This window comes from Apilactobacillus bombintestini (assembly GCF_003627035.1).
In the GTDB taxonomy this organism is placed as follows: domain Bacteria; phylum Bacillota; class Bacilli; order Lactobacillales; family Lactobacillaceae; genus Apilactobacillus; species Apilactobacillus bombintestini.
On sequence record NZ_CP032626.1, the window covers coordinates 553,838 to 566,540 of the forward strand.

12 protein-coding genes are annotated in these 12,703 nt (G+C 32.1%); 11 read left to right on the forward strand and 1 reads right to left on the reverse strand.

Annotation, left to right across the window (positions count from 1 at the left end):
* The first annotated feature begins 37 nt into the window (after positions 1-37).
* The 3 genes from D7I45_RS02760 to holA are packed head-to-tail and all read left to right on the forward strand — an operon-like array spanning position 38 to position 3,756.
* Positions 38-517 carry a ComE operon protein 2 gene (locus D7I45_RS02760; RefSeq protein WP_120784230.1) on the forward strand — a complete coding sequence of 160 codons (480 nt, stop codon included), beginning with the start codon at positions 38-40 and terminating at the stop codon, positions 515-517.
* Positions 518-547: 30 nt separating this feature from the next.
* Positions 548-2,731, forward strand: a complete 2,184-nt coding sequence (locus D7I45_RS02765) for a DNA internalization-related competence protein ComEC/Rec2 (protein ID WP_162924076.1) — start codon at positions 548-550, stop codon at positions 2,729-2,731.
* Positions 2,728-3,756: a DNA polymerase III subunit delta gene (gene holA / locus D7I45_RS02770; RefSeq protein WP_120784232.1), complete on the forward strand. Its 1,029-nt coding sequence runs from the start codon at positions 2,728-2,730 to the stop codon at positions 3,754-3,756. The genes D7I45_RS02765 and holA overlap by 4 nt, the downstream gene beginning before the upstream one ends.
* Positions 3,757-3,823: 67 nt before the next feature.
* On the opposite strand, the gene rpsT is transcribed toward holA, so the two are convergent.
* On the reverse strand, positions 3,824-4,075 hold the full coding sequence (gene rpsT / locus D7I45_RS02775; protein WP_120784233.1) for a 30S ribosomal protein S20: 252 nt from the start codon (positions 4,073-4,075) through the stop codon (positions 3,824-3,826).
* Positions 4,076-4,351: 276 nt separating this feature from the next.
* Between rpsT and rpsO the strand changes: the two genes are divergently transcribed.
* From rpsO to D7I45_RS02815, 8 genes are all read left to right on the forward strand, one after another.
* The gene (gene rpsO / locus D7I45_RS02780) at positions 4,352-4,621 is read left to right on the forward strand and encodes a 30S ribosomal protein S15 (protein ID WP_120784234.1); all 270 of its coding nucleotides are present in this window, start codon (positions 4,352-4,354) and stop codon (positions 4,619-4,621) included.
* 179 nt (positions 4,622-4,800) lie between these two features.
* Positions 4,801-6,492, forward strand: coding sequence for a ribonuclease J (locus D7I45_RS02785; RefSeq protein WP_120784235.1), 1,692 nt, complete (start codon positions 4,801-4,803; stop codon positions 6,490-6,492).
* A gap of 33 nt (positions 6,493-6,525) precedes the next feature.
* Positions 6,526-7,443 carry a hypothetical protein gene (locus D7I45_RS02790; RefSeq protein WP_120784236.1) on the forward strand — a complete coding sequence of 306 codons (918 nt, stop codon included), beginning with the start codon at positions 6,526-6,528 and terminating at the stop codon, positions 7,441-7,443.
* Between the two features lie 190 nt (positions 7,444-7,633).
* On the forward strand, positions 7,634-8,821 hold the full coding sequence (gene tuf, locus D7I45_RS02795; protein WP_120784237.1) for an elongation factor Tu: 1,188 nt from the start codon (positions 7,634-7,636) through the stop codon (positions 8,819-8,821).
* Positions 8,822-8,990: 169 nt separating this feature from the next.
* The gene (gene tig, locus D7I45_RS02800) at positions 8,991-10,295 is read left to right on the forward strand and encodes a trigger factor (protein ID WP_120784238.1); all 1,305 of its coding nucleotides are present in this window, start codon (positions 8,991-8,993) and stop codon (positions 10,293-10,295) included.
* A 135-nt stretch (positions 10,296-10,430) separates the two neighbouring features.
* Positions 10,431-11,672 carry an ATP-dependent Clp protease ATP-binding subunit ClpX gene (gene clpX, locus D7I45_RS02805; protein ID WP_120784239.1) on the forward strand — a complete coding sequence of 414 codons (1,242 nt, stop codon included), beginning with the start codon at positions 10,431-10,433 and terminating at the stop codon, positions 11,670-11,672.
* A gap of 150 nt (positions 11,673-11,822) precedes the next feature.
* Positions 11,823-12,413: a ribosome biogenesis GTP-binding protein YihA/YsxC gene (gene yihA, locus D7I45_RS02810; RefSeq protein WP_120784240.1), complete on the forward strand. Its 591-nt coding sequence runs from the start codon at positions 11,823-11,825 to the stop codon at positions 12,411-12,413.
* Positions 12,414-12,686, forward strand: a complete 273-nt coding sequence (locus D7I45_RS02815) for a nucleoside triphosphate pyrophosphohydrolase family protein (RefSeq protein ID WP_120784241.1) — start codon at positions 12,414-12,416, stop codon at positions 12,684-12,686. It abuts the gene before it with no gap.
* Positions 12,687-12,703: the final 17 nt, after the last annotated feature.

Here is a 12,703-nt window from a genome sequence, read left to right on the forward strand (position 1 = left end):
GTAAGTAATGATTATTTGAAAGAGGAGCATTTTATTTATGACTAAACACAGAATTCCATGGGATAAATATTTTATGCTACAAGCTGTATTGTTATCCACAAGAGGAACATGCAATCGTTTATCCGTAGGTGCAACTATCGTACGTGATAAAAGAATCATAGCCGGTGGATATAATGGATCTGTAGCTGGAGATAAACACTGTATCGATGAAGGTTGTTATATGCGTAATGGACATTGCTTGAGAACTATTCATGCGGAGATGAACGCTATCTCACAATGTGCTAAATTTGGTGAATCCACTGATGGCGCAGAAATTTATGTTACCGATTTTCCATGCCTTGCTTGTACTAAAGTCTTATTGCAAGCTGGAATTAAAAAGATTAACTACCTAAGAAACTATCATAATGATGAATATGCACTTTCATTGATTAAGCTAAAAAATGTGGAATTAAATCAAGTAGTACTTGATGAAGAAACCATTAAACAAATAAAATTTAGTTCTTATTTACCAAAATAAATTAAGAATCTATATGTTTTTCCCGCTATTTTGGTAGGTATAGTAAGTATTATTTTATTTGGTGAATCGTGGCTAGGATGGATATTATTTATATTGTGGATAATTCGCATTCTAGCTTTGAAGAATAAATTAGTAACATTGATAACCACTATTTTAGTGGTTATTTTTGTATTTATTGGAATAATTAACCTACAAAATACGCAAAAGAAACAAAGAATATCCAACAATCAGACTGAACTTGATTTAAAAGTTTATCCTGATGAAATAAAATCTAGTGATAATAGTTTTTATGGTACTTTTGAAAGTCAGGATAGCGGAGAAAAGTATTTAGCATCTGGTAATGATTACAAAAAAATATCTAGTATTAACTATCCTTTTATTTTGCATGTTAAAGGGGAAGTAAAAGGAATTGATGGTGCGACTAATTTTAATCAGTTTGACGCAAAAAGCTATTATCAATCACTAGGTGTTTTTAAGAAATTAACTATAAAAAATATGACTGTAAGTCATGAGCTGTCTAAAAAATCTATAGTAAACTACATTCATTTTTTGCGAATGAAAGGAATTAACTATTTCAATACTTTACCGCATCCCTTAAATTTATATGCCAACAGTTTGTTTTTAGGGGAGATGGATGGATCGTTCAATGATGAACTAACTGGAATTAAGTCACTGGGATTAATACATCTATTTAGTATATCCGGATTACATGTTTACTATATTGTTAGTCTAATGACTTTAATTTTAGTTAAGCTAAGAATAACTAAAGAAAAGATCAACATAATTTTATTGATATTGTTACCTACTTATTTTATTTTGGCAGGTTCGTCGATAGGTCTTCTTAGATCGATTATATCGGTAGAGATAGGATTGTTATTTAAATTATTCTCGAAGAAATCAACTGCTTTAGATACTTGGAGTATTACTTTTATTGTTAATTTAATGATGCAGCCCACGATGTTATTGCAATTTGGATGTCAATTAAGTTATGCACTAGCTTTTGGACTGATTTTTACCAGCAGAATGAAAACTATAAAACAAACGATAATGATGAATTTGGTGAGTTTGCCTATTATCATTTATAAATTATTTACTTGGCATTTATTAACTATGTTGGCTAACTATTTAGTTATTCCGATATTTTCTTCGATAATTATGCCTATTATATTAATAGCGATAGTGGTAAGTCCTATTTCTTACTGGATACCACAGTTAGTTGCATGGCTTTTAGAACTTTTTGATGTATGTATTAACTATTTAGGAGGATTACCAGGCAATATTGTTATGGGAAAACCACATATCATAGTGACGTTGATATTATTTATATGTACTTTGTGGGTAATTGCAGAAACAACCAAACGTAAATTACTGATATTATTCATGTTGTATTTATTAACGTTTATGTGGATACATTTTCCAATTAGTGGTGAAGTTAGTTTCTTTGATGTAGGACAAGGTGACAGTGCACTAGTGCGGGAACCATTTAATAAGAGTGTTAATTTGATAGATACTGGTGGAAAATTACAATTTGGTAGAAAAACTCCTGTTTATCAGGCAGATAAGATATCAGTTAATTATTTATATAGTATTGGAATTGATTATGTAGATAATTTAGCTTTAAGTCACCAAGATACTGATCATGTGGGGGATACACCCATTATTTTACAAAAATTAAAGGTTAAAAATTTAATTATTGATGACGGGATGCAGAATAATGGAAGCTTTATGCAGAAAGTTAGGCCTTATTTAAAAAATACGAAATTAATAACTGTAAAAGCTGGTAATAAAGTAAAAGGATTTCCCTTTGAAATTTATCATCCATTTAAGCCGGGCCTAGGAAGCAATGAAGATTCTATGGTATTGTCCACTCAACAAGGACAAAAGAGATGGTTATTTATGGGAGACTTACCATCTAATGGTGAGAAAGATATTATTCATAAATATCCTCAACTTAAAACGGATGTATTAAAGCTAGGACATCATGGTAGTAATACGTCCAGTTCCAATGAATTTTTAAAATTTTTGCATCCGGAATTGTCGGTAATATCAGCAGGACGAAACAATCGATATCATCATCCAAGTAAAGAGACTTTAGAAAAATTAAATAGTAACGGATTGAAGTATGTAAACACACAAAACCAGGGTATGATATCATATAGATATGGATTATTCGGAAAACGATTTACCGAAAAATTGCAGGGGGATAACCAATGAAAGTTAATGACTTGTTTAAAAATATCGAAAATAATGAAGTTAATCCTTTATATTTAGTTTTAGGAAAACAAGAATATTTAATTAATGAAATAAAGAAACATTTTGTTAATTTAATTCCAGAAGAAGAAAAGACTATGAACTTTGCTAGCTATGATATGGAAAGCCAAAATGTAGCTACTGCAATAGGGGATGCAATGTCATTACCTTTCTTTGGTGAAAAACGTTTAGTGATTATCAATCATCCTTATTTTTTAACTGGAGAAAGAAGTAAGGCTAATATCGATCATGATATTGATAGTTTGATAGAATACGTAAAACATCCACAACCTAGTACGGTAATGGTTATTGTTGCCCCTTATGAAAAATTGGATGGTAGAAAAAAAGTTACCAAGAATATAAAGAAAAATGCTGAAATAGTAGATTTAACCTCTTTAAATGAGCGTGACGTTGAATCATATGTATATTCTTCTATTAAACGAAAAGGGTATTCTATTTCTAAAACAGTATTAAATCAGTTGTTGCAAAGAGTATCTAATGACCTTACTTTAGCTATGACTGAATTACCTAAATTATATTTATATTGCTATGATACTAAAGAGATAACTGATGAAGCAGTTAATAATTTAATTGCTAAATCATTAGATCAAAACGTGTTTGATTTGGTTAGATATGTAATGAAGAAAGATGCAAAAAATGCTATTGATTTGTATCGAGAATTGATATTGCAGGAACAACAACCATTGCAAATTAATGCAATACTACTTTCGCAATTTAGATTACTTTTGCAAGTTTTGGTACTAAGTAGGAAAGGGCATAGTCAAGGTAGGATTGCTGAAAAATTAAAAGTGCATCCTTATCGAGTTAAGCTGGCCTTAAGAAGTGTAAGAAAGTATAATTTTGACAATTTGAGGGATGCATATTTGGGATTAGTTACTTTAGAAGAAAAGCTAAAATCAACTAGTGAGTCACCAGAGTTATTGTTTCAAATGTTTACTCTAAAGTTTGCTGATAATAAAATTGCATAAACAAAAAGGACAACCTAGAAATAGGTTGTCCTTTTATTAAGAAAAATAGATAAAACTATAATTCTAATTATTTGTTTAGCATGTTAGCTAGACGTGACTTGTTACGTGCAGCCTTGTTAGCCTTGATTAAGCCCTTTGAAGCAGCATGATCTAATGCACTAACAGCGTTGTTGAATAATTCTTCACGGTTGTCAGCATTTGCATCAGCTTTTTCAAACTTCTTAACAGCAGTTCTCATTTGGTTTAATTGAGAAGCGTTACGTTTGTTTGCTTTTTCATTAGTTTTTACACGTTCGATAGCAGATTTAATAACAGGCATGAATTTCACCTCCAAAAAAAGTCGAATTTCATTTAAAATCTTTAAATTTCAACGACTTTTATTATACAAAAGACAATAAAAAAAAGCAATAGAATAATAGAAATCACATGTTTGGGGATTTTGATCAATAAAATTTTCTTGCTATTTGTCCTTATAAATAGTAATATATTCAAAGTAGTTAAAAACTACGATACCGGTACTTAGTTTTGACGTTATTCTCATCTGACGTATTACTCAGTGCTTGGTATATTTATATTTTGAAAGGTGGGAAACATAATGGCTCTAACACAAGCTAAGAAAAACGACATCATCAAGAAGTATGCTCGTCATGATGGTGATACTGGTTCTGCTGAAGTACAAATTGCTGTACTAACTGCTGACATTAACGAAATTAATGCTCACATGAAAGAACACAAGAAGGATTTCCATTCACAACGTGGTTTGTTGAAGAAAATCGGTCACCGTCGTAACTTACTAAGATACTTACGTAATACTGATGTAAAGCGTTACCGTGATTTAATCAAGAGTTTAGGTTTACGTCGTTAATATTTTATTTTGGAACTGCTTATCTTGAGCAGTTCCATTTTTTTATACATAACTAGTTATCAATTATTAATAAATATAAAAATATGATACACTATAAATAGTTTAAATTGACCGTATTGAAATGAAAATTATTTCTTAAAAAAATACATATAGCAACATTAATTATTATGAGGTGAAATATGAAAAATAGTGTAAAACTTATTCCCTTAGGTGGATTAAGGGAAGACGGCAAGAATCTTTATGCCGTCGAAATTAACGATGGTATTTATGTTTTAGATTGTGGATTGAAATATCCTGAAAATGATATGTTAGGAATTGATGTAGTAATTCCTGATTTTTCATACTTAAGAGACAATAAAGAAAAAATCGTTGGTGTATTTCTATCTAATGGAGATATGGATTCAATTGGTGCATTGCCTTACTTTGTAAGTGAATTCGATGTTCCTGTATTTGGATCTAAATTAACCATTGAAATGGCCAAGTATGAAGTAAATGGAAATGCAAAGTCTAAAGGATTCGATAATTTCAATATTATTAATGAAAAAAGTGAAATTATTTTTGATGATGTAACAGTTAGTTTCTTTAAGACTAGTCATTCAGTTCCTGATTCAATGGGTATTTCATTAGCAATTGATGAAGGACAAATTGTTTATACTGGTGATTTCAAATTTGATCCAGCTCTTCGTGATAGATTTGCTACTGATTATGGTTCTATTGCAAAAGTGGGAACAAAGAAAGTTATTGCTTTGTTATCAGATTCAGAAAATGCTGATAATCCTTTCCCAATGGCAAGTGAACTTCAAACTGAAAAGTATATCTTAGATACATTTGAAGATAGCAAGGGACGTGTAATAGTTGCTGCTAACTCAGCTAACTTATTAAGAATCCAACAAATCATGGAAGCAGCTGAAAAATCTGGTAGAAAGATTTTCGTTGGTAAGCATCTAGATGCAAAAGTTAGACTTGCTATGAAACTTAATTATCTTAAAGCACCTGATGATTTGTTAATCACTAAATTGAGTGATTTAAAGAAGCTAGAAGATAATGAAATTATTATTTTAGCTACTAACCCATCCACAGAACCTATCAATATTGTTCAACGTATGGCAGCTCAACAACAAAGAAATCTAAATATTAAATCAGGTGACGTTGTATTAATAGCAACTAGCCCAGCACCTGCTATGGATAACAGTATGGCTAAAACAGATGATATGGTTTACCGTGCTGATGGTTCAGTAAAAGTAATCTCCAATGATTTGAATATTTCAAACCACGCAAGTGCTAGCGATATTCAAATGTTGATTAATTTACTAAAACCTGATTACTTTATCCCTGTAAGTGGAGAATACATGATGATGAACGAAAGTAAACATGCTGCACTTGAAATGGGTATGGATGAATCTCATGTGTTAATGCTTAATAAGGGTGACACTATTGAATATGATGGTGCTAAATTCCACCATGGAAATGCTGTTGAAGCAGGAAATACTATGATTGATGGAATCGGTGTTGGTGATATTGGAAACATCGTATTAAGAGATCGTAAAGTGTTATCTGAAGATGGAATTTTCATCATTGTAGTTACAATAGACAGAAAGAAAAAGATTATTATTTCTCGTCCTAAGATTACTTCACGTGGATTTATCTATGTTAAATCTAACAAGAGTCTAATGAATGAAGCATCTGAAATTGTTTCTAAGACTATTCAATTGAACCTTGATAATAAAGAATTTGATTGGAGTCATTTAAAACAATCAGTTCGTGAAAAGATTAGTCACTTCTTATTTGAAAAGACTAAACGTAGACCAGTTATTCTTCCAGTTATCATGGAAGTTAACCAACATCACAGAAAAAAGAGATCATCAAAATAATTAGTTAGATGGTATTTGTGAGGAGTGACAGGCATGGATGAATCAAAGTCAAATATCGTGGATACTATCAAACAAAATATAAGTGATAAAAAATATCAAGCTGCTGTTAATTTATCACGAGAATATTTAGAAAATCATAAAAGCAGTGCAGCCTTGGTTTTACAAGTTGAGGCCTTAATTAAATTAAAACAATATGTTATGGCAAAAGAATTGGTGATGGAAGAACCCAATTCTTTTGTTAGTAATTTAGGGGATTTTTTACTTTTAGTAAAAGTTCTAGTGAAGAACAATGAATTTATTAAGGCTAGGGAAGTGCTTACTAGTTTTGAAGAAAATAATGAAGAGTACTTCGAAAATGGTATGAAAATGTTGAACGATGCTGAGGAAATGTTTAGAAAGAATTCATCAAAAACTCTTGATGAATTAGCCAAGCAATACTACCATGCAAGTTCGCAAACAACATTGTATAAACAGAAAAAAGCTTTTATGAGTGGCCAACATTTGCCATATAAAGAATTTGTTAAATATAGTCGATTTGTTTTGATGGATCCATTTGTTCAACTAATGTTGAAATCTGAGATTATTGATACACTTAGAAAAATTAATTGTGATGATACTATAGAAATAAATTGGATAGATAATGAAGATAAAAAGATAGTACCTAATCAGTTAAGTTCTTTGGATGATATGAGTTCATATCAATATATTTTGAAAAGAATTATTAGTGACTACCAAAGCAATCCTGAAAAAATGTATTTGATTAGTAGTTACTTTAATCATCAATCTATATTAATGTATCCATTCAACGATGATATTATTAAAGATTTTAAAAACTGGTATGATTTAACAATTCAAGAATATTTAAGGGACCAAACATACGATACTGCTGATGAACATGGTTACCTAGAATACATTAAATTTATAAAAGATCAGTTTAATTCTATTAAATAGCAATTATTTGTAAATAAAAATCACTATAAGTATTTACAAATAAAAATACAGTAGCTATAATATTAGAGTAATTCTTCTTGAGATTGATATGTGATTTTGTCTTTTTGAGAAGATGTAGTATAATAAGTTATAAAGATGCATTGGCAATTGTTGATGCAAATCTTTCGAATTTTATAGGAGGTTTTCATAAATGGCAAAAGAACATTATGAAAGAACAAAACCCCATGTAAATATTGGTACTATTGGCCATATTGATCATGGTAAGACTACTTTAACTGCAGCTATTACTAAAGTGCTATCAGAAAAAGGTCTAGCTGACGCTTCTGATTACGCTCAAATCGATGCTGCTCCAGAAGAACGTGAACGTGGTATTACTATCAACACTGCCCACGTTGAATACTCAACTGAAAAGCGTCACTACGCTCATATTGATGCCCCAGGACATGCTGACTACGTTAAGAACATGATCACTGGTGCTGCTCAAATGGATGGTGCCATCCTAGTTGTTGCCGCAACTGATGGTCCTATGCCACAAACTCGTGAACATATCCTACTTGCTCGCCAAGTTGGTGTTGAACACATCGTTGTATTCTTAAACAAGACTGACTTAGTTGACGATGACGAATTAGTTGACTTAGTTGAAATGGAAGTACGTGAATTACTTTCAGAATACGATTACCCTGGTGACGATATTCCTGTAATTCGTGGTTCAGCTCTAAAGGCTTTACAAGACGACCAAGAACAAAAGGATGTTATCTTACACTTAATGGATGTTGTTGATGAATACATCCCAACTCCACAACGTGATGATTCCAAGCCACTATTAATGCCTGTTGAAGATGTATTTACTATCACTGGTCGTGGTACTGTTGCATCTGGTCGTATCGACCGTGGTGTTGTTAAAGTTGGTGACGAAGTTGAAATCATCGGTCTTGTTGAAGACATCTTGAAGTCAACTGTTACTGGACTAGAAATGTTCCGTAAGACTCTTGACGAAGGTGAAGCTGGTGATAACGTTGGTATGCTATTACGTGGTATCAACCGTGACCAAGTTGTTCGTGGACAAGTTATTGCTGCTCCAGGTTCAATCAAGACTCACACTAACTTCAAAGCTCAAGTATATGCTTTAAGTAAAGACGAAGGTGGTCGTCATACACCATTCTTCTCAAACTACCGTCCTCAATTCTACTTCCATACTACTGATGTTACTGGTGTTATTACACTAGGTGACGGTGTAGAAATGGTTATGCCTGGTGATAACGTTGAATTCTCAGTTGAATTAACTAAACCAGTTGCTATTGAACAAGGTACTAAGTTCACTATCCGTGAAGGTGGACACACTGTTGGTGCCGGTGTTGTTTCAGACATCGATGACTAATATTTAAAATAAAAAAGAGTTCAGAAATTCGTTTCTGGCTCTTTTTTTTTCTGAAAATCATTGAAAATCCTTTATTTATTTACTTTTTTCAAACTATACGTTAGAATATATACGTGCGCAATTAGAAGAAAATTGTAAAAAATTATATTTTCATGTCGGAGGGAAAATAATGTCAGCAAAATGGGAAAAGAAAGGCACTAATGATGGAGAATTAACTTTCGAAATTAGTGTTGATCAAGTAAAAGAAGGATTAGATAAAGCCTTCAACAAGAACAAGAAAAATATTACTGTTCCTGGTTTCCGTAAAGGAAAAGTTTCACGTAAGATTTTTAATGAAATGTACGGTGAAGAAGCATTATACCAAGATGCATTAAACATCGTTCTTCCTGAAGCTTACAGTGCAGCTATTAAGGAAACTGGTATTGAACCAGTTGCTCAACCAGAAGTAAATATTGACAGTCTAGAAAAAGGTAAGCCATGGGTATTAAAGGCTAATGTTACTGTAAAACCTGATGTTGAATTAGGTGACTACAAGGGCATGGTTGTTGAAAAGCCAAACACTCGTGTATACCAAAAAGACATTGATGCAAAACTAGAAGAAATGCAAAAGAACCAAGCAGAACTTGTTCTAAAAGAAGACAAGGCTGCTGAAAACGGTGATACTGTTGTTATTGATTTCGACGGTTACGTTGATGGTAAACAATTTGACGGTGGAAAAGCTAACAACTACTCACTAGAATTAGGTTCAAAATCATTTATTCCAGGATTTGAAGATCAATTAGTTGGTCACAAAGCTGGTGAAGATGTAGATGTTAATGTTACATTCCCAGAAGAATACCAAGCTAAAGAATTAGCAGGTAAGGAAGCAACATTCAAGACTACTATTCATGAAGTTAAGACTAAGGAAATGCCTAAACTTGACGATGAATTCGCTAAGGATGTTGACGAAGATGTAGACAGCTTAGACGAACTAAAAGACAAGATTAAGGATCAATTAAAGGATCAAAAGAAGACTGAAGGGGAAAACCAAGTAGAAGATGCTGCTATCAAGGCTGCAGTTAAGAATGCTACTGTAAAAGAAATTCCTCAAGCTATGATTGATGAAGACACTCAACGTCAAATGGATCAATACTTAGCAGGTATGCAACAACAAGGTATCAATGCTCAAATGTACTTCCAATTAACTGGTACAAAGCCAGAAGATTTGAAGAAACAATTTGCTAACGGTGCTGAAGAACGTGTTAAGACTAACCTTGTTCTTGAAGCAATCGTTAAGGATGCTAAGATTGAAGCAACCCAAGACGAAATTGACCAACAAGTTAAAGACTTAGCTAGCCAATACGGTATGAAGGAAGAAGCTGTTCGTGGTGCCTTAACAGATGACATGCTAAAACATGACATTTCAATTCAAAAAGCTGTTAAGTTAATCACTGACAATGCTGACCAAGAACCAAAATCAAAGCTAAACAAGTAGTCTAAAAAAACTTGTAGAAAAGCCCAATTAACAGTTAGTTAATTGGACTTTTTTTATTGGATACATTATTATTTTATGAACTCTGATTATGTGTTATATTAAATATAAACGTTGGAGTTATTGGGGTGAAATTATTTGTTTGAAGATAATGAAGGAAAAGGCCCAGTTACTTGTTCTTTCTGCGGAAAATCAGAAGATCAAGTGAAAAAAATGGTCGCCGGACCTGGAGTATACATTTGTAATGAATGTATAGATTTGTGTAAAGATATTGTTGATGAAGAATTAGCTCAAGAAGAAAAAGACACTAAATTTAAATCATTAAGTCCTAAGGAAATTGTTTCTAAATTAGACGAATATGTAGTTGGCCAAGACGATGCTAAAAAGACTTTAGCTGTTGCGGTTTACAACCATTATAAACGTGTTAATAACTTGGATTCTGAAGACGATACTGAATTGCAAAAGAGTAATATTTCTATCATTGGACCTACTGGTTCAGGTAAGACTTATCTAGCTCAATCATTAGCTAATATTTTGAATGTACCATTTGCTATTGCGGATGCTACTTCATTAACCGAAGCCGGTTATGTAGGTGAAGATGTTGAAAATATTCTTTTGAAATTACTACAAAATGCTGATTTTGATGTTGAACGTGCTGAAAAGGGAATTATTTACGTGGATGAAATAGATAAGATTGCTAAGAAATCTGAAAATGTTTCTATTACTCGTGATGTTTCTGGTGAAGGTGTTCAACAAGCTCTTCTAAAAATTTTAGAAGGAACTGTAGCAAGTGTTCCACCTAATGGTGGTAGAAAACATCCACAACAAGAAATGATTCAAATTAACACTAAGAATATCTTATTTATCGTAGGTGGTGCCTTTGATGGTATTCAAGATATCGTTAGAAACCGTCTAGGTGATAAGACTATTGGATTTGGAACTGATTCTAAAGAAGCAGCTCAAGTGGATGATAATAATATCATGCAACATGTTATTCCAAGTGATTTGCAACAATTTGGACTAATTCCAGAATTCATTGGTCGTTTACCAATTTTAACTGCATTGAATAAATTAACTGAAGATGATTTAGTTCGTATCTTAACTGAACCTAAGAATGCTTTAGTTAAACAATATGTTAAGTTGATGAACATTGATGGTGTAGGTCTAGAATTTGAACCTGATGCATTAAAAGAAATGGCTAAGACAGCTATTGAAAGAAAGACTGGTGCACGTGGTTTAAGATCTATTATGGAAGATACAATGCGTGACATTATGTACGATATTCCAAGTGAAGATAACGTGGAAAAGGTAGTAGTAACTGCTGATTCAGTAAAGAAACTTGCTGAACCAAAAGTTATTTACAAAAAAGACAAAGAATAATGAAAAGTCCTGTAGGAAATGATGAGAATCGTTTTCTATAAGGCTTTTTTATTTTTATCATAATAAAATAATTTTATATTGTTGGGCGAATATAGTTGGCACATATGTTAGAATATAATATATATTTAAAAACGAGAGCGAGTGAGATAAATGGATGTACACAATGTTAATATTGATATAAGTGCTGTAGAACCAAAGCAATATCCAAAGAATAGATATCCGGAAATTGCTTTGGTAGGACGTTCAAATGTTGGAAAGTCCTCATTAACAAATGTTTTAATAAATCGTAATGGATATGCTAGAACATCTAATAAACCTGGAAAAACACAAACTCTTAATTTTTATAATTTAGATGATAAGTTATTTTTTGTTGATATTCCTGGTTATGGTTATGCCAAAATTTCCAAGGCTCAACAAGCTAAGTGGGGAGAAATGATAGAAACCTACTTAACTACTAGAAAACCTCTAAAAGGGGTGGTTTTATTGGTAGATGGACGTCGTGCACCTACTGATGATGATTTACAAATGTATGAATTTCTAAAATATTATGAAATTCCAACTCTTATTTTAGCTACTAAAATGGATAAAACTCCTAAGAGTAAGTGGAATAAGGAAGTTAGTTTATTAAATAAGTCTATTGATTTAAGAGATGGCGACGAAATTCAATTATTCTCAGCACAAAGTAAGTATGGAAAAGAACAAGTCTGGGAATGGATCGAAAATAAAACGGAGGTACATTAATTGGAATTTAACGAATATCAAAAAGCAGCTAATAAGACATTACACGGAAATGAACAAGTTTTGACTAATTGTGCTTTAGGTTTAGCCAGTGAAACTGGTCAAGTCGTTGATTTAGTTAAAAAGTATACATTTCATGGCGATAAATTAGACAGAGAACAAATGGTTAAAGAAATGGGAGACGTTCTTTGGTATTTATCACAAATTGCAGAATGGAATAATATTGATTTTGAAGAAGTTGCTGAATTCAATATTAATCGTCTAAATAAAAAGTAAAAAAAGGGCTTCACAAT